The 18332-nt window shown below is 72.5% G+C and carries 10 protein-coding genes; 6 read left to right on the top strand and 4 right to left on the bottom strand.

Annotation, left to right across the window (positions count from 1 at the left end):
- Nucleotides 1-23: 23 nt before the first annotated feature.
- The gene (locus tag HD596_RS58925) at nt 24-3044 is read right to left on the bottom strand and encodes a glycoside hydrolase family 3 N-terminal domain-containing protein (protein WP_313047490.1); all 3021 of its coding nucleotides are present in this window, start codon (nt 3042-3044) and stop codon (nt 24-26) included.
- Nucleotides 3045-3180: 136 nt separating this feature from the next.
- Nucleotides 3181-5673: a DNA gyrase/topoisomerase IV subunit A gene (locus HD596_RS58920; protein ID WP_185077999.1), complete on the bottom strand. Its 2493-nt coding sequence runs from the start codon at nt 5671-5673 to the stop codon at nt 3181-3183.
- A gap of 158 nt (nt 5674-5831) precedes the next feature.
- On the opposite strand from HD596_RS58920, the gene HD596_RS58915 reads away from it, so the two are divergent.
- Complete coding sequence (locus HD596_RS58915; RefSeq protein ID WP_185077998.1) at nt 5832-6653, top strand: TauD/TfdA dioxygenase family protein; 822 nt, start codon at nt 5832-5834, stop codon at nt 6651-6653.
- A 54-nt stretch (nt 6654-6707) separates the two neighbouring features.
- On the top strand, nt 6708-8813 hold the full coding sequence (locus tag HD596_RS58910) for a RecQ family ATP-dependent DNA helicase (RefSeq protein WP_246555529.1): 2106 nt from the start codon (nt 6708-6710) through the stop codon (nt 8811-8813).
- A 5-nt stretch (nt 8814-8818) separates the two neighbouring features.
- On the opposite strand, the gene HD596_RS58905 is transcribed toward HD596_RS58910, so the two are convergent.
- Both HD596_RS58905 and HD596_RS58900 read right to left on the bottom strand, forming a co-directional pair.
- On the bottom strand, nt 8819-11527 hold the full coding sequence (locus HD596_RS58905) for an ABC transporter substrate-binding protein (RefSeq protein ID WP_185077997.1): 2709 nt from the start codon (nt 11525-11527) through the stop codon (nt 8819-8821).
- Between the two features lie 80 nt (nt 11528-11607).
- Nucleotides 11608-12501 (bottom strand): carbohydrate kinase family protein, encoded by an 894-nt coding sequence (locus HD596_RS58900; protein ID WP_185077996.1) that lies wholly within the window; start codon nt 12499-12501, stop codon nt 11608-11610.
- Between the two features lie 141 nt (nt 12502-12642).
- On the opposite strand from HD596_RS58900, the gene HD596_RS58895 reads away from it, so the two are divergent.
- From HD596_RS58895 to HD596_RS58880, 4 genes are all read left to right on the top strand, one after another.
- Nucleotides 12643-15363, top strand: coding sequence for a bifunctional acetate--CoA ligase family protein/GNAT family N-acetyltransferase (locus tag HD596_RS58895; RefSeq protein ID WP_185077995.1), 2721 nt, complete (start codon nt 12643-12645; stop codon nt 15361-15363).
- 135 nt (nt 15364-15498) lie between these two features.
- Complete coding sequence (locus tag HD596_RS58890) at nt 15499-16086, top strand: DUF5998 family protein (RefSeq protein ID WP_185077994.1); 588 nt, start codon at nt 15499-15501, stop codon at nt 16084-16086.
- 33 nt (nt 16087-16119) lie between these two features.
- On the top strand, nt 16120-17262 hold the full coding sequence (locus tag HD596_RS58885) for an alkaline phosphatase family protein (RefSeq protein ID WP_313047489.1): 1143 nt from the start codon (nt 16120-16122) through the stop codon (nt 17260-17262).
- Nucleotides 17263-17316: 54 nt separating this feature from the next.
- A complete protein-coding gene (locus HD596_RS58880; RefSeq protein WP_185077992.1) occupies nt 17317-18135 on the top strand; it encodes a sulfurtransferase in 819 nt (272 codons plus the stop codon).
- Nucleotides 18136-18332: the final 197 nt, after the last annotated feature.

Below are 18332 nucleotides of genomic sequence, written 5' to 3'. Positions count from 1 at the left end.
GGCGGGGACAGCCCCTCGTGACCTCAGCGGGCGGCCTGCGCCAGCAGGTCCACCGCCTTCCTCAGGTTCCCCGCCGCCAGCTCGTGGTCGGCCGCCGCCTGCAGGTCGGGCCGCCTGCCCGCGCTCTGCGCGACGTCCCTGGCCACCGACACGACGGCGTCATCCACGGTGTACGCGTCCGTCTTCGACCGTTCGAGCAGCGTCGCGGCCGTGCCCAGGGCGCCCAGGACGGCCCGCGCGTCACGTACGGACCCGTCGGCGTTCCAGGCGTGCGCCGGCAGCGCGAGGACCAGCGACGCGGCCTTGGAGAACCCGTCACCGGAGGCGAGCCGGTCACGTGCCGCCTTGAGCCGGTCGCGGGCCCGGTCGGTACGCAGCCCCCACCCGTAAGGCCAGAGCGGGTCATAGGCCGCGTCGCCCACGTTGATCGGCAGCTGCGCCACCGAGCGGAACCAGGTGAACGGCAGCCGCCCCGTGTACGGGACCGCCCCGAACAGCGGGTCGGCCACCCCCGCGCCCTCGGTGCCCGGCAGCCAGGAGGCCACCACGGCCTCGACGCCCGACAGGTCGCCGAGCTGCAGCGGACGCCCGGAGACGACCAGGACCGCGCACTTCATCGCCCCGCACACCTTGTCGATCGCGGCCCGGTCGGCGGCCGACAGGTCCAGCGTGCGCCCGGCGCGGCCCACGTCGCCCTGTCCCTCGGCATACGGGGTCTCGCCCACCACCACGACGCCCACGTCGTGCCCGGCCAGGTCGGCCGAGGCGTCGCGCGAGTACGTCACGGAGGACGCCCGCGAGCGGATGGCCGACAGGATCGTGGTGCCGGGGGTGATCGGCCCGGACGAGCCCTGCCAGGTGATCGTCCAGCCGCCGGCCTGGTTGCCGATGTCGTCGGCGTTCGAGCCGGCCACGTAGATCCTGGCGTCGCGGCGCAGGGGGAGCAGGCCGCCGTCGTTCTTCAGCAGCACCTGCGACCTGGCCGCCGCCGTGCGCGCGACCGCCCGGTGCGCCGCCGAGCCGACGTCGTCGATGCCCGTGCGGTCGGTGTACGGGTGCTCGAACAGCCCCAGCCGGAACTTCTGGGTCAGGATCCTGGCGACCGCGTCGTCCACCCGGCTGAGCGGCACGCGCCCGGCCTCGACCTCGGCCTTCAGCGTGCTCTCGAAGGCCGGGTAGGCGTACGGCACCATGATCATGTCGAGCCCGGCGTTGACGGAGGCGCGCACGTCGCTCGGGTAGTCGCCGGGGATCTGGTCGATGGCCTGCCAGTCGCTGATCACGAACCCCTTGAAGCCCAGCCGGCCCTTGAGCACGTCCGTGATCAGCTCCTTGTGGGCGTGCATCTTGAGCGGGCCGTCACCGAAGTCGACGCTGGAGAACGACGGCATGACGGTGGCCACGCCGCGCTTGACCGCCTCCACGAACGGCGCCAGGTGGACCGCCTCCAGCTCCTGGCGGCCGACCTTGGTGACGCCCTGGTCGATCGTGTAGTCACCGCTGGTCGAGGAGCCGTACGCGGTGCCGCCGTCGCCGACGTAGTGCTTGGCCGTGGCCAGCACCCCGTTGTCCTGCAGGCCGTCGATGACCGTGGCCATCCGCGACACCAGCGCCGGGTCCTCCCCGAACGACTCGTAGGCCCGCCCCCACCGGTCGTCGCGCGACACGCACAGGCACGGCGCGAAGTCCCAGGGGACGCCGGTGGCCTTGACCTCGCGGGCGGTGATCTCGCCCGCCCGCTCGACGAGGCCGGGGTCGCGGGTGGCGCCCATGCCCACGTTGTGCGGGAAGATCGTGGCGCCGACCACGTTGTTGTGGCCGTGCACGGCGTCCACGCCGTAGATCAGCGGCACCTGGAGCCGGGTCCGCCGCGCCTGGAGCTGGAACCCGTCGATCATGTCGGCCCAGGCACGCGGCGTGTTGGACGAGGGGGTGGAGCCGCCGCCGGACAGCAGGGAGCCGAGCACGTACGTGGCGATGTCGCTCTGCTTGCCCAGCGCGCCGCGCTCGGCCTGCGTCATCTGCCCGATCTTCTCGTCCAGCGTCATCCGCCCGAGCAGGTCGGCGACGCGTTCCCTGACCGGTTTGCGGGGGTTCAGGTACGGCAGGCCATGCGCGTTGATCACGACCACCGGGGCCTCGGCCGGGGGCCTGGTGCCGGTGCCGGACAGCTCGATCGGGATGGTCTCGGCGACCTCGTCCTGGCCGTCCTTGAGCGTCCTGACCGTGAACGCCCTGGCGGCCCCGGACGCCGTGCCCGCGGGGAAGGTCAGGGTGCCTTCGACGGGCGTGTAGTCGCCGCCGGGGGTCGCGGTGCCCGTACCGGTCCGGTAGCTCACGGCCAGGTCGGCGGGCAGGGGCCGGCCGTCGGCGGTGGCGACGGTGACGCTGACCCTGGCCTCGCCCTTCTCGTTCACCGGGTAGACGGGCCGGTCGGTGGAGAGCCTGACCGGGCGCGGGGGAGCGGTCCCGTAGAGCTCGACCTGGTCCCACTCCAGCGTGCCCTGAGAGGAGGCCGGCAGCCGCATCGAGTAGCCCCACATGGCGACCAGGTCCAGCTCGCCGTCGGACGGCGCGCCGCCGGGCTGGTAGTCGGTGCGCCTGGTGAAGCTCCCGAACGGCACCTTCACCTGCCGCCAGCCCGCCGTGTCGTCGGTGAACGACGACTCGAACAGCTCGGCGGCGCCCGCCCCGCCGCCGCCGTCCTTGATCTCGAAGAAGATCTTCTGGCCCGAGGCGGCGCCGTTCACCCAGAAGGAGAAGCCCTCGTACGGGGACCAGTCCTGGGTGGCGGCCAGATCGTGCGACCAGCCGCCCCACTGGCTGACGTTGTAGACCGACTTGAGCACCCGGTTGGTCGCCGGGGCTCCGGGTCTGGCGGGGCCGGGCTCGATCGTGAGCGCGGGGGTCGAGGCGGCGTCGTTGCCCCAGGCGTACACGCCTGAGGGAACGCTGTCCGACTCGAAATCGGTGATCGTGAGGGGGTCGGCGGCCGCGGCCGCCCGTGGGGCGACGATCAGGGCGGCGACGAGGGAAAGGGTCACCCATAACGGGCGTCTGGCTCGGAACACAGTACCTCCAGTGGGAGAGAGCGCTCTCCCAGATGAGATCGGTGCCGATCCGTGATTCATAACAGCCGCTGCCGGGCGTCCGCAGGCACCCGGCAGCGTCAAAGGACGTCTATTCGGCCGGGGCGGACCCGGACGGCAGGGCCTCGGGCGCGGAGGCGAGGGCGCCGCCGATCGCGCCGATGGTGTTGGTCAGCCGCACGCCCGAGCCGTCGCGGCGGCCGATCTCCTCCGGCAGCGGCACGGGCTTGCCCACCGCCGAGACCGCCTTGGCCGGCGCCGGGCCGGCCCACGCCAGCAGCAGCTCGTCCTCGCCCTTCAGGAACCGCTGCGCCCGGACCCCGCCCGTGGCCCGGCCCTTGGGCGGGAACTCGGCGTAGTCGGACACCTTGCCGCCGCCCACCTGCGTGCCGGGCAGCGCCGTGGAGGAGCCCGCGATCGTGACCACGTGCGCGGGACGCTCGGGATCCACCACCCCGAACCAGATCACCCGGGCCCCGTCGTCGAGCCGGATGCCCGCCATGCCGCCCGCGGGACGGCCCTGCGGGCGCACCTGCGAGGCCGGGTAGCGCAGGAGCTGGGCGTCGGAGGAGATGAACACCAGGTCGTGCGACTCCGACACCAGCTCGACCGCGCCCACCACGGTGTCGCCGTCCTTCAACGTGATCACTTCGAAGTCGTCGCGGTTGGCCGGGTAGTCGGGCACCACCCGCTTGACCACGCCCTGCGCCGTGCCCAGGGCCAGGCCGGGGCCGTCGGGATCGAGGGAGCCCAGGCCGACGACCTTCTCGTCGGGCTGCAGCGAGACGTATTCGGACACCGGGTGCCCGCCCGACAGGGACGGCGGATTGGCCGTGGTCGGCAGGGTCGGCAGGTCGACGACCTGGACCCGGATCAGCCGGCCCAGCGACGTCACCACGCCCACCTCGCCGCGTACGGACGTCTTGACGACCGACACCAGCACGTCGTGCGCCGACCGTTCGCCCTCGCCCGGCAGCGGCGTGGCGTCGGAGGTGCGGGCCAGCAGGCCGGTCGAGGACAGCAGCGCCAGGCACGGGTCGTCGGCCACCTGCAGGTCCACGACCGCGACCGGGGTGCGGGCGACGCCGGGCGCCTCCAGCAGGACCGTGCGGCGCGGCATGCCGTACTTCTTGGCCACGTCGGCGAGCTCGCCCGAGACCACCTGGCGCAGCTTGGTGTCGGAGGAGAGGATCTCGGTCAGCTTGGCGATCTCGTCGCTCAGCGTCTCCTTCTCCCGCTCCAGCTCCAGCTTGTCGAACCTGGTGAGCCGGCGCAGCGGCGTGTCCAGGATGTAGGAGGCCTGGATCTCGGTCAGGTCGAACACGTCCATCAGCCGCGTGCGGGCCTCGGCCGAGTCGTCGGAGGAGCGGATGACCTGGATGACCTCGTCGATGTTGAGCAGGGCGATGATGAGGCCGTCGACCAGGTGGAGGCGCTCCTCGCGCTTGCGCCGCCGGTATTCGGACCTGCGGCGCACCACTTCGAGCCGGTGGTCGACGTAGACCTGGAGCATCTCGCGCAGGCCGAGCGTGCGCGGCTCGCCGTCGACGAGGGCGACGTTGTTGATGCCGAACGTCTCCTCCATCGGCGTCAGCCGGTAGAGCTCCTCCAGGACGGCCTCGGGGATGAAGCCGTTCTTGATCTCGATGACCAGCCGGAGGCCCTTGTGGCGGTCGGTGAGGTCCTTGAGGTCGGCGATGCCCTGGAGCTTCTTGGCCGTCACCAGCTCCTTGATCTTGGTGACGACGCGCTCGGGGCCGACGTTGTAGGGGAGCTCGGTGACGACGATGCCCTTGCGGCGGGGCGTGATCTGCTCGACCGCGCACTTGGCCCGCATGCGGAACGTGCCACGGCCCGTCTCGTACGCGTCGCGCACGCCCTGCAGCCCGATGATCGAGCCGCCCGTCGGCAGGTCGGGACCCGGGACGAACGTCATCAGCTCGTCCAGCGTCGCGTCCGGCTTCTTGATCAGGTGGCGGGCGGCGGCCACGACCTCGTTGAGGTTGTGCGGCGCCATGTTGGTGGCCATGCCGACCGCGATGCCGCTGGTGCCGTTGACCAGCAGGTTGGGGAAGGCCGACGGCATGACGACCGGCTCGGTCTCCTGGCCGTCGTAGTTGGGCTTGAAGTCGACGGTGTCCTCGTCGAGGGCGTCGACCATGAGCATCGCCGCCGTGGCCAGCCTGGCCTCGGTGTAACGCATGGCGGCGGGCAGGTCGTCGGGCGAGCCGAAGTTGCCGTGCCCGTCGACCAGCGGCAGGCGCATGGAGAACGGCTGCGCCAGGCGCACCAGGGCGTCGTAGATGGCGCTGTCGCCGTGGGGGTGCAGCTTGCCCATGACGTCGCCGACGACGCGCGACGACTTGACGTGGCCGCGATCCGGCCGCAGCCCCATCTCGGTCATCGAGTAGAGGATGCGACGCTGCACGGGCTTGAGGCCGTCGCGCGCGTCGGGCAGGGCGCGCTGGTAGATCACCGAGTAGGCGTACTCGAGATAGCTGGTGCGCATCTCGGAGGTGACGTCGATGTCGACGATCCGCTCCTCGAAGTCCTCGGGCGGGGGTGCAGTCGTGCGTCGGGCCATGTCGAACATTGTGCCGAAGGTATTCGGGTGCCCGCGACTCGTTGGCGTCACAAGTCGCGACCGGCGTGTACGGAAGGCTCTCCGGAACGACCCTTGACCAAGCAATTGCTTGGGTCGTACGTTCGGGCCGAGGGTTCCCACCTGTATCCGGAGGCGTCATGATCGAGTTCCATCCCGTGACCATGCACATCGGCGCCGAGGTCACCGGGGTCGATCTGCGCAAACCGCTGTCGCAGGAAGAGGTCGCCACCCTGCGGGCCGGCTGGCTCAGGCACCTCGTGCTGTTCTTCCGCGACCAGCACATCGACGACGAACAGCACCTGCAGTTCGCCCTGAACTTCGGCACGCTCAACCACCCCGCCTTCAAGAAGGACTCCACCAGCCCCATCCACGTCCTCGACCAGACCTCGCCGAAGGGCGAGGGCGGGGACGAGTGGCACAGCGACAACACCTTCGAGCCCACCCCGCCGATGGGCTCCCTGCTCCGCTGCGTCCAGCTGCCCAGCGTGGGCGGGGACACGTGCTGGGCGAACACCTACCTGGCGTACGAGACGCTCTCGCCGTCGCTGCAGCGGCTGTGCGACGAGCTGACCGCCGTGCACGACATCACGATGTCGATGAAGAAGGCGATCGCGAAGGGGCACCCGTTCGACCTGGCCGAGATCCAGGCCAAGTGGCCGCCGGTGGAGCGCCCGGTGGTGCGCGTGCACCCGGAGACCGGCCGCAAGGCCCTCTTCGTCAACCGCGCCTCCACGACCCGCCTGGTGGGGCTGACGGACCGGGAGAACGAGGCGCTGCTGCCGCTCCTGATCGACCACATCCGCTCGCCGGAGTACCAGCTCAGGCTGCGGTGGCGGCCCGGCACGCTGGCGTTCTGGGACAACCGCCCGACCCAGCACTACGCGGTGGCCGACTACACCGAGCGCCGCCGCATGCACCGCGTCACCATCAACGCCTTCCCCGAGCACGCCGACAAGTAGCGGCTTGCGGCCCACTGGCCCATTCCGTCGGAGAAAGCTGGTAACAAGGGGGGCATGAGTGAAGCCCCCGATGTCGCGATGCTGCGTGAAGAGGCCGAGGAGCGGTTGCGGGCCCTGGCCGGGGAGCACGCCGTGCTGCGCGACGACCAGTGGGCCGCGATCAAGGCGCTGGTCCTGGATCGGCGGCGGGTGCTCGTCGTGCAGCGCACCGGCTGGGGCAAGTCGGCCGTCTACTTCGTGGCCACCGCGCTCCTGCGCGAGCTCGGCGAGGGCCCCACGGTCATCGTCTCGCCGCTGCTGGCGCTCATGCGCAACCAGATCGCCGCCGCCGAGCGGGCCGGCATCAGGGCCGTCACGATCAACTCCGCCAACCCCGAGGCGTGGGAGGAGATCTACGGCGAGGTCGCCGAGGGCATGGTCGACGTGCTGCTGGTCAGTCCCGAGCGGCTCAACAACCCCGACTTCCGCGACAACGTCCTGCCCGAGCTGGCCGAGAGCGCCGGGCTGGTGGTGGTGGACGAGGCCCACTGCATCTCCGACTGGGGCCACGACTTCCGGCCGGACTACCGCCGGCTGGCCACGCTGTTCGAGGAGCTGCCGCCGGGCATCCCCGTCCTGGCCACCACCGCCACCGCCAACGCCCGCGTCACCCGTGACGTGGCCGAGCAGATGCGCCTGCCCGGCGACGACGGCGACGGCACGCTGGTGCTGCGCGGGGCGCTGGAGCGGGAGAGCCTGCATCTGAGCGTGGTCCGCCTGCCCACCGCCGAGCAGCGGCTGGCCTGGCTGGCGCAGACGCTGCGCGAGCTGCCCGGCTCCGGCATCGTCTACACCCTCACTGTCGCCGCCGCCCACGAGATCGCCGGCTACCTGCGCGACCAGGGGTTCGAGGTGGCCGCCTACTCCGGGCAGACCGAGCCGGCCGAGCGGCTGGCCGCCGAGGAGGCGCTGCTGACCAACAAGCTCAAGGCGCTGGTGGCGACGAGCGCGCTGGGGATGGGGTTCGACAAGCCGGACCTGGGCTTCGTGGTGCACGTGGGCGCGCCGCAGTCGCCCGTCGCCTACTACCAGCAGGTCGGCCGGGCCGGGCGCGGGGTCGAGCGGGCCGAGGTGATCCTGCTGCCGGGCACCGAGGATCGGGATATCTGGTCATATTTCGCCTCGCTGGCCTTCCCGCCCGAGCCCGTCGTACGGACCACGCTCCAGACGCTCGAAGAGCGCGGCGTCATGTCCACCCCGGCGCTGGAGACGGCGGTCGACCTCAGCCGCAGCCGGCTGGAGATGATGCTCAAGGTGCTCGACGTGGACGGCGCGGTCCGCCGGGTCAAGGGCGGCTGGGAGGCCACCGGCGAACCGTGGGCGTACGACGCCGAGCGCTACACCCGCATCGCCGCCGAGCGCAGGGCCGAGCAGGAGGCCATGCTGGGCTACCTGACGACGTCCGAGTGCCGGGAGCAGTACCTGCGCAGGCACCTCGACGACGAGAGCGCCACCCCGTGCGGGCGCTGCGACAACTGCACCGGGCGGCACCGCTCGCCGGAGATCGCCGCACAGGCCGTCGAGGGCGCCCGCCAGCGGCTGAGCAGGCCCGGCGTCGAGATCGAGGCCCGCAGGCAGTGGCCCACCGGGCTGGCCGACCTGTCCGGGCGGATCAAGCCGGAGCTGGGCGCCGAGCCCGGTCGCGCGCTCGGGCGGCTGACCGACATCGGCTGGGGCAACCGGCTGCGGGAGCTGTTCCACGAGGGCGACGGGCCGGTGCCCGACGACGTGTTCAAGGCCGTGGTGCAGGTGCTGGCGGCCTGGGACTGGCGCGAGCGGCCCGTGGCCGTGGTCAGCGTTCCGTCCGCGACGCGCCCCACGCTGGTGCGGAGCTTCGCCGAGCGGCTGGCGTCCGTGGGCCGGCTGTCCTACCTCGGCGAGCTGGGCTATCGGGCGGGAGCGCCCGGGCAGCAGTTCAACAGCGCCAAGCGGGTGCAGGCGGTCCGGGGGACGCTCGCCATGCCCAAGGAGCTGGGCGCCTCGATCGCGCAGTGCGGCGGGCCGGTGCTGCTGGTGGACGACCGCGTCGACACGGGGTGGACGATGACGCTGGGGGCGGCCCTGATCCGGCACGCGGGCGCGCCGGCGGTCCTCCCGCTCGCCCTGGCGGTCACCTCGTGAGGCGCCTACTTGAGGCCCATGGTGAGCAGGTCGTAGTTGCCGTAGACGGGGCTGACGTGGACGTTGGCGGCGTTCTGGCCGCGTAGCAGCACCGGGCACACCCAGACCAGCGGCACGAGCACGGCTTCGTCGGCGAGCTTCCGCTCCACCTCGGTCCACAGGGCGGCCCGCTTGCCCGCGTCGAGCTCGGCCCTGGCCCGGTCCATGAGGTCGTCGATCGCCTTGACGCGGACGCTCACGTTGAACGAATACGTGTCGGTGATCTGCCTGCTGTCGGCGATCGACGACAGGAACGACTCGGGATCGGGCCAGTCAGGCGCCCAGGACTTGGGGATCAGGCCGATGCCCTGCCGCTTGAGGTTGCCGGGGTTGCCGCCGTAGGTCTTGTGGAACTCCGCGGGGGAGACCTGCCGCAGCGTGACCTCGATGCCGATCGCGGCGAGGTCGTGCTGTACGACTTCGGCGATCTGCTTGTCGGTGCCCAGGTCCCGATAGACGTAGTCGGTGGAGAACCCCGACGGTTTCCCGCACGCGGCCAGCGACTGCTTGGCGGCCTGCTGGTCGCCCTCGGCCTTCAGGTTCGGATCGCGCCAGCGACCGCCGGCGACCGTGGGCGGCACGAGCGAGGTGGGCAGCGGGGACTGTGCCGGTCCGGCGCCGAACGCGCGGGCGAGGTTCTTGAGGTTGAGCGCGCGGACCACCGCCCTGCGGCAGTCGACCTTGTCGAACGGCGCCACCTGCGGGTTGATCGCCAGCATGCGCACGGACGTGCCCACCGGGACGTCGGCCCGTTTCCTGAGCGCCGGATCGCCGAGCGCCGCGGCCTCGGTGCTCGCCGAGGTGTTCAAGAAGCCGAAATCGGCCGTTCCGGCCCGCAGCCGCTGCTCGGCGTCGGCGACCTGGTAGTCGATCTCGTACCGGTCGGGGAGCGCGTTGCGGTTGGGGTCCGTGGCGGCGGCCCACTGGTCGTTGCGGGTGAGGACGACCTGCTTCTTGTCGGCGGACACGCTCTCGATCTTGTACGGGCCCGAGGCGAGGACGGTCTCCCGCGTGTCCTTGGCCTGCGGCACGGGGACGGTCTCGGGGAGCTGCACGACGTCGTCGAACGTCGCGTACGGCCGCCTGAGGCGGAAGACGATCGTCCGGTCGTCGGGGGTCTGGATGGCCGCGTCGGTGTTCGCGTTCGGTGACTTGGCGGGGCCCTGGTAGCCGGAGGGGAGGTCGAGCATGAGCTCGAAGTAGGGCGATCCCAGGTTGCGGGAGGGATCCATGCTCCGCAGGATCGCGTACTTGACGTCCTCGGAGGTGACCGGCGTTCCGTCCTGATATTTCACGCCTTGTCGGAGTTTGTACGTCCAGGTCTTGCCGCCGTCGCCCGGCACACCGAGCGATTCGGCCAGGTCCGGCACGATCTGCGTCCCGGCGGCTCCCGGCGCCGGCTTGAACATCGTCAGCGAACGCCCGTAGAGCCGCACCAGGTTCAGGGAATCCGGCATGTACATGTTCCCCGGATCGACGGACTCGAGCTCGTACGGCGAGACAACCCGCAGGGTCCCGCCCTTCCTGGCCGAAGGGTCGGCCACGGACGTCACGGCCGTCCCGAAGGCCGCCACCTGCGAGGACGTGGGTGTGGGGTTCGGGGAGAAGTCCTCGGGATGGCTGCGCGCCACGAGCCACACCGCGACCCCGGTTACCAGAGCGGTGGCCGCCGCCCCGATCGAGACCAGCGCCCTGCGCTGCCCGTGCCGCCGCGAGGGCTCGGTCGTGGCCCCCGGCGCGGGCGGCCGTACGGGGCCGCTGGCCGGATACGGCCCTGGGCGGAAGTGCCCCCCGATCGCCTGCGGGCTGCTGACGGGCTGCGCTGCCGGAGGGGCCGGCGCGGGCGCCGAGGGAGCGGGTGGCGGGGCGGCGCCGGCGCGGATGAGGTCCCGCATCAGCTGCTCGGCGGTGGGGCGGCGCCGGGGGTCCTTGGCCAGGCAGGCCCACAGCAGCGGCGCGATCTCCGCCGGCACGCCGTTCAGGTCGGCGTCGAGGTTGAGGATGCGGTGCATGACCACGGGCAGCGGCCCGAAGCCGAAGGCCCCGCGCCCGGTGGCGGCGAAGATCATGGTGCCCGCCCAGGCGAACACGTCGCTCGCCGGCGAGGCCCCCCCGAGGAACTGCTCGGGAGCCATGAACGCGGGCGTCCCCACGATGCTGGTGGTCAGGCTCTGGCTGATGTCGAGCGCCCGGGCGATGCCGAAGTCGATCACGCGGGGCCCGTCCGGGCCGAGCAGCACGTTGCTGGGCTTGAAGTCCCGGTGGACGACCCCGGACCCGTGGATGGCCACCAGGGCCGTGGCGGTGGTGATCGCCAGCCGCATGAGCGCCGGGCCCTGGACGGGGCCCTCCTTGGTGACCTGGTGCTGCAGGGAGGGCCCGTCGACGTACTCGCCGACGATGAAGGGCTGGTCGTTGACCGCTCCGACCTCGAGCACGCGTGCCGTGCAGAACTCGGCCACCCGCCGGGCCGCCTCGGCCTCGCGGCGGAAGCGGCGTACCGCCTGCTCGTCGTCGGCGAACCGGGCGTGCAGCAGCTTGATCGCGACCTGCTCGCCGGAAGGGGAGACGCCGAGGTAGACGCTGCCCTGACCGCCCTCGCCGAGAAAGCCGGTGACCTTGTACGAACCCACCGACGTGGGATCGCCCGGCCGTAACGGACGCACGCCGCGCATCCGGCTCCCTTATTTCGCGCTCATCCCGATTTTCTCCACCATAGCGGTGCGGGGACCGCTCACCATGGAGACCTACGGGACTAGAACGGCGGGCGCGCGCCCAGGTGCATGATGGCCTTCGAGGCCAGGCGGCAGCCCGCGGCCAGCGACTCGGCCGGCGGCTTGCCCGCCAGCCAGACGGGCAGGAACCCGGCGCAGAACGCGTCTCCGGCGCCCGTGCCGTCCACGATCTTGTCGACCGGCTCGGCGGCCACCCGGACCGGCTCGGGGCGGCCGTTGGCGTACCACAGCGCGCCTTCGGCGGTCATCTTGATGACGACCTGCGGGAACCACGCGGTCAGCACCTTGGCGGCGGCCTCGGCGTCGTCGCGGCCGGTCAGCACCTTGGCCTGGTCGATGTTGGCGAACAGCAGCTTGGCCCCGCTGGTCCACTCCAGGAACGACTCGGCGCCCGTACGCTCCAGCGGCGCCGACGAGGCGCAGTCGACCGAGATCGACATCCCGCCGCGCCTGGCCATGTCGAGCGCGGCCAGGCCCGCGTCGCGCGAGCCCTCGTTGATCAGCGTGTAGCCGGACAGGTGGAGGTGGGCGCCACTGGAGAACAGGTCGCGCGGCAGGTCCTCGGGCGACAGCGCGGCGTTGGCGCCGGGGTCGGAGAGCATGGTGCGCTCGCCCTTGTGCGTGACGAGCACCACGCAGGTGCCGGTGGGCCGCTCCGGGTCCATGACGAGCCGGGCGTCGACGCCGTAGCCCATCAGCTCCATGTCACGGTTGCGCCCCGTGATGTCGGCGCCCCTGCGGCCGATGAAGGCCACCTCGCCGCCCTCGACGGCCAGCCACGAGGCGATGTTGGCCCCCGAGCCGCCGCCGTGCATGGTCACGATCGCCGGGGTGTCGCTCGCCCTGGCGAGCGCATAACGGGCGCGCGCGACCGCGTCGGTCATGAGATCGCCCACCACGACGACCCGCGTCATGATGTCACCACCTTGCTGCCTTCAGAACGAGCCTGGCCACGGCAAAAGTAACAGCTTCCGGGCTGCCCGTGGGGCGGTCCCAGGACACCGGGCTGCAGTCGATGCACAAGCGTTGCCCAACAGGGGCTCCGGTCTTGGCATATGGAATGCGGGTTTACGCTCGACACTGTGGAGGCACACTATCCGGCCCACTGGGAGGCCGACGTCGTTCTGGCCGACGGAGGCACCGCGCACGTCCGCCCGATCAAGCCCGCCGACGCCGATCGCCTCCGCTCTTTCTACTCGCGGCTGTCAGACGAGTCGATCTATTTCCGGTTTTTCGGACCGAGGCCCCGGCTGTCCGACCGGGAGGTCGAGCGGTTCACCAACGTCGACTACGTCAACCGGGTCGCGCTGATCGCCACCATCGGCGCCGAGATGGTCGCCGTCATCCGCTACGACCGCACCGGTCCCGGTGAGGCCGAGATCGCCTTCCTCGTCGAGGATGCCCACCAGGGCAGGGGAGTGGCCTCCGTGCTCCTGGAGCACCTGGCCGCCACGGCCCGCGAGAACGGCATCGAACGCTTCGTCGCCGACGTCCTGCCCGCCAACATGCGCATGACGGGCCTGCTGCGCCAGGCCGGTTACACGGCCCAGAGCCAGTTCGAGGACGGCGTCGTACGCATGACGCTCGACCTCACCCCCACCGAGACCTCGACGGAGGTGACGCTCGCCCGCGAGCACCGCGCCGAGTCCCGCTCCATCGCCCGGCTGCTCGCCCCCGGCTCGGTCGCCGTCATCGGCGCCTCCCGCGAGCCCGGCGGGGTCGGCCAGACCGTCCTGCGCAACCTGCTGGGCGCCGACTTCACCGGCCCCGTCTACCCGGTGCACCGGGAGGTGCGGGCCGTGGCGGGCGTGCGGGCCTACCCGAGCGTGGGGGCCATCGACGGCGACGTCGACCTGGCCGTGGTGGCCGTGCCCGCCTCCGGCGTGATCGACGTGGTCAAGGAGTGCGCGGAGAAGGGCGTGCACGGGCTGGTGGTGGTCTCCTCGGGGTTCGGGGAGACGGGCCCGGAGGGCAAGGCCAGGCAGGACGAGCTGGCGCGCCTCGCGCGCTCGTACGGGCTGCGCGTCGTGGGCCCCAACTGCCTCGGCATCGCCAACACCGACCCCGCCGTCCAGCTCAACGCGACCCTCGCCGCCACCCTGCCGTGCCGGGGCAAGGTGGGGTTCTTCAGCCAGTCGGGCGCGCTCGGCACGGCGCTGCTCCAGCGGGTGGCCCAGCGCGGCATGGGCATCTCGACGTTCGTCTCCGCGGGCAACCGGGCCGACGTCTCCGGCAACGACCTCCTGCAGTACTGGGAGGAGGACGACTCGACCGAGGTGATCCTGCTCTACCTGGAGTCGCTCGGCAATCCGCGCAAGTTCACCCGGCTGGCCAGGCGCATCGCCCGCAGGAAGCCGGTCGTGGTGGTCAAGAGCGGCGGCACCCCCGCCGGGCACTCGGCGGAGGAGCTGCGGCTGCCCGACTCGGCGATCAGCTCGCTGTTCGAGCAGGCGGGGCTGATCAGGGTCGACGACCTCATCCAGCTGTTCGACGTGGGCCAGCTGCTGGCCTACCAGCCGCTGCCGGCCGGGCCGCGGGTCGCGCTCGTGACCAACTCCGACGCGCTCGGCCTCCTGGCCGCCGACGCCTGCCTCGCCGCCGGCCTCGAACCCCGCTCGCCGGTCAACCTGGGCGCCGCCGCCGGCGCCTCGGAGTTCGGCGCGGCCCTCGCCGGCGAGCTGGCCTCGCCCGACGTGGACGCCGCCGTCGTGATCTACATGCCGCCCATCCCCGGCGACACGGACGCGGTGGCGGCCGAGCTGCTGCGGGTCTCGAAGGACTCCGGCAAGCCGGTGCTGGCGACGTTCCAGGGGCATCTGGGCATGCACCCGGCCCTGCGCGTCGAGACCGGCCCGCCGGGGTGCGGGACGGCGCCCTCGCGCGGCTCGATCCCCTCGTACGCGGCGCCCGAGGAGGCCGTGCGGGCGCTGGCCCACGTGGTCCGCTACGCGAAGTGGTTCGCCCATCCGGCGGTGCCGCTGCCGGAGCTCGACGGCATCGACACCGTCCGCGCCAAGGCTCTCGTCCAGGCGGCCCTCACCACGACCGGCGCTCCGGACGAGGGGGAGGGCCCCGCCGCGCCGCCGGAGGCGTTCGCGCAGCCGGGGCCGCCGGTCGAGGTGGACGCCGCCGAGCTCCTGTCCTGCTACGGCCTCGCCGTCTGGTCCGCCGAAGTGGTGCGCTCGCCGGACGAGGCGGTCAAGGCGGCCGAGCGGCTCGGCTGGCCGGTGGTGCTCAAGGTGGCCGACCCCGGCGCCTCGCGGCGCGCGGGCACCGTGCGGCTCGGCCTGACCGGGCCCGAGATGGTCCGCCACGCCTACGCCGAGTTCGCCGACCAGCTGGGCGAACGCGTCGAGCTGGCGGTCCAGCGCATGGCGCCGCAGCCGGCCGTCCCGACCGTCGTGGGCGTCGTCGAGGACCCCGCGTTCGGCCCCTTCGTCTCGTTCGGGCTCGGCGAGGTGACCGCGCGCCTCCTCCTCGACCAGGGCTTCCGCCTGGCCCCGCTGACCCACGAGGACGCCGCCGGGCTCGTGCGTTCCGTCCGCGCGGCCCCGCTGCTCTTCGGCGAGTACGGCTACCCTCCCGTGGCCGTGGACGCCCTGGAGGACCTCCTGGTACGCGTCGGCCGCCTGGCCAACGACCTGCCGGAGGTGGCCCGGCTGGACCTGGACCAGGTGCTCGTCGGAGAGTCGGGGGTCATCGTCCTCGGCGCCCGCGCCACCCTCCGCACCCCGGCCGGCCCGCGCCTCGACGGAGGCCCCCGGCGGCTGTCCTGATCAGCTCTCAGCGAAGGGCGGCCGAGAGGAGCGAATGGGGTGAACCGAAGCGCCCCTTGATGCCTGGATAAAAGACGTTATAGAGCGTTATATCCGGCGGGTGAGCACACAGCCTCGCCCTGGCAGGATGGACCCATGAGGGAAACCCGAGTCTCAGCCGCGGGCCTGCGTGAAGCGATCGAGCGCAGCGGCTACTATCCCGACCTCGTCACCGATGCGGTCGAATCCGCGCTGGGCAAGGAGGCGGTGACCGCCTTCGTGGTCCATCATGAGGCCACTTTCGATCCCGCCATGGAGGTGCGCAGGCACGTCACGGTGCTGGTGCTGTCGGCGACGCGGCTGCTGGTCTGCCACACCGACGAGCACCCCGCGGTGGAGGGCGTCTCGACGTCCCACGCCTCCACCACCACCGAGGCCGTGCGCCTGAGCCGCGTCCAGTCGGTCGCCGTCACGCGCGTGGTGCCCGACCCCGCCTCCTACGCCCCCGGCGTGCCGCCCACGGAGGTGACGCTCACGATCGGCTGGGGTGCCATCTCCCACGTCGACCTGGAGCCGGCCACCTGCGGCGACGAAAACTGCGAGGCCGACCACGGCTACACGGGCGCGATCACGGCCGACGACCTGTCCCTCCGGGTCAGCGAGGCGGCCGACGGCCCGGAAGCGGTCACCCACGTCCTCGCCTTCGCCAAGGCCCTGTCCGAGGCCACCGCCCGCGTCTCCTGAGGGAGCGCTCCGCCGAGGCATAGGATGAACGACATGCTGGTGCCGGGGTACGGCGGCGGGTCACTCGCGGACCTGCCCGACGCGTTGCTGGCGGCACTGGGCGTACGCGCACCCGACCCGGACACGGCGACCTCGTCCGGCGCGGGGCCGCCGCTCGTCCTGGAGCCGGCCGATCGCGTGTGCCTGTTCCTGGTCGACGGCCTGGGCGCCGAGTCGCTGAAGGCGCACGCCGAGACCGCCCCGTTCCTGTCCGGCCTGGCGGGCCGGACGCTCACCGCCGGATTCCCGGCCACGACCGTCACCAGCCTCTGCTCCCTGGGCACCGGCCTGACCCCGGGCGAGCACGGCATGCTCGGCCTGACGCTGGCCGTCCCCGGCACCGGCCACCTGTTCAACTGCCTGCGGTGGACCCTGCCCGACGGCCTCACCATGGATCCCGAGCTCTGGCAGCCCGCCCCGACCGTCTACCAGCGCGCCACCCGGGCCGGGCTCGACGCGGTCTATGTGGGCCCCGCCGAGTTCGAGGGCACCGGCCTGACGAAGGCCGTCTACCGGGGCGTACGCTACGTGGCCGCCGACACCGTGGACGACCGCGTGGCCCGCGTACACGAGTCGATGCGCCAAGGGGCGGCGCACGTCACCGTCTATTACGGCGATCTCGACGCCGCCGGGCACATGACGGGGTGGGGCAGCCAGGAGTGGCTGCGGCAGCTCGCCATCGTCGACGACATGGCCCAGCGGCTCGTGGCGGGCCTGCCCCCCGGCTCCGCCCTCTACGTGACCGCCGACCACGGCATGGTCAACGCCACCGAGAAGATCGACGCCGAGAGCGTGCCCGAGCTGACGCAGGGCGTGGCGCTGCTCGGCGGCGAGGCCAGGGCCAGGCACGTCTACGCCGAGCCCGGAGCCGGACAGGACGTGCTGGAGGCCTGGCGCGAGACCCTGCGCGGGAAGGCCTGGGTGGTCTCCAGGCGGGAGGCGGTGGAGTCGGGCTGGTTCGGCCCCCGGGTGCGGGAGGCGTGGCTGGGGCGCATCGGCGACGTCGTGGCCGTGCCGTACACCGACCTGGCGATCATCGCGCCTTCCCGCCACAGGGTCGAGGCCATGTTCACCGGCTACCACGGCTCGATGACGGCGGCCGAGCAGCACGTGCCGCTCCTGCAGGCACGCACGTGACCTGGCCGGGGATACTGTGACGAGTTCCGGCGACGAATTCTCTGGGGGTACGCCTTGACCAGCCCGCTGATCACACCGGCCGAGCTCGCCGCGCTCGATGACGTGACGGTGCTCGACGTCCGCTGGCGCCTCGGCGGGCCGCCCGGGGTGGAGTTCTACCGCGAGGGGCACATCCCCGGCGCCGTCTACTGCGACCTCGACCAGGATCTCGCGGCCCCGCCCGGCGCGGGCGGGCGGCATCCGCTGCCCGAGGCGGGCGCCTTCCAGAGCGCGATGCGGCGGCTCGGCGTGTCGGACGGCCGCCCCGTGGTGGTCTACGACGACGCCGGGTCCACGGTCGCGGCCAGGGCGTGGTGGGCGCTGCGCTACTTCGGCCACCAGGACGTCCGCGTCCTCGACGGCGGGCTGCCCGCGTGGACCGAGGCCGGGCTGCCCACCACGAAGGACGCACCCGACCTCGCGGGGTCCGGCGACTTCACCGCGCGGCCCGGCGGGATGCCGGCGTTGACCGCCGACGAGGCGGGGGCGCTGGCCACCGAGGGCGTGCTGCTCGACGCCAGAGCCGGCGAACGCTACCGGGGCGAGGTGGAGCCGGTCGATCCGGTGGCCGGGCACGTTCCCGGGGCCGTCAGCGCGCCCACGACGGAGAACATCGGGCCCGACGGCCGCTTCCTCCCGCCCGCCGCCCTCCGGGAGCGCTTCACCGGGCTGGGGGTCCGGGAGGGGGTTCAGGCGGGGGCTTACTGCGGCTCCGGGGTGACGGCGGCGCACGAGGTGCTGGCCCTGGAGGTGGCCGGCCTGCCCGCCGCGCTGTACGTCGGCTCCTGGTCCAACTGGGTGGCCGACCCCTCCCGCCCGATCGCCACCGCCTGACCGCCGCCCCCGGCCAGCCGCTCACCCCGGGCACCGTCCGCCCACCGGACGAACGGCTCCGTCGAGCGGGCGACTCCAGCAGTCGGCTCCGGCGGGCGGTGGCTTCGGCGGCCGGGTGGCTCGGCCGGGCTCCGGCTGCGGCAGGGCAGGCGGGGGCGGGGTGCTCGGCGAGGCGCTGGCTCCGACGGCGAGGCGGC

The sequence above is a fragment of the Nonomuraea jabiensis genome (genome assembly GCF_014204795.1).
Taxonomy (GTDB): Bacteria; Actinomycetota; Actinomycetes; order Streptosporangiales; family Streptosporangiaceae; genus Nonomuraea; species Nonomuraea jabiensis.
Note: the sequence above shows the minus strand (reverse complement) of the source record. Positions and strands in the feature narration are given on the sequence as shown.

What these genes read in the sequence shown, in the direction of transcription:
- HD596_RS58885 (WP_313047489.1), top strand. Translation starts at nt 16,120, where the DNA reads ATGCTGGTGCCGGGGTACGGCGGCGGGTCACTCGCGGACCTGCCCGAC.
- HD596_RS58910 (WP_246555529.1), top strand. Translation starts at nt 6,708, where the DNA reads ATGAGTGAAGCCCCCGATGTCGCGATGCTGCGTGAAGAGGCCGAGGAG.
- HD596_RS58905 (WP_185077997.1), bottom strand. Translation starts at nt 11,527, where the DNA reads ATGCGCGGCGTGCGTCCGTTACGGCCGGGCGATCCCACGTCGGTGGGT.
- HD596_RS58920 (WP_185077999.1), bottom strand. Translation starts at nt 5,673, where the DNA reads ATGGCCCGACGCACGACTGCACCCCCGCCCGAGGACTTCGAGGAGCGG.
- HD596_RS58890 (WP_185077994.1), top strand. Translation starts at nt 15,499, where the DNA reads ATGAGGGAAACCCGAGTCTCAGCCGCGGGCCTGCGTGAAGCGATCGAG.
- HD596_RS58900 (WP_185077996.1), bottom strand. Translation starts at nt 12,501, where the DNA reads ATGACGCGGGTCGTCGTGGTGGGCGATCTCATGACCGACGCGGTCGCG.
- HD596_RS58915 (WP_185077998.1), top strand. Translation starts at nt 5,832, where the DNA reads ATGATCGAGTTCCATCCCGTGACCATGCACATCGGCGCCGAGGTCACC.
- HD596_RS58895 (WP_185077995.1), top strand. Translation starts at nt 12,643, where the DNA reads ATGGAATGCGGGTTTACGCTCGACACTGTGGAGGCACACTATCCGGCC.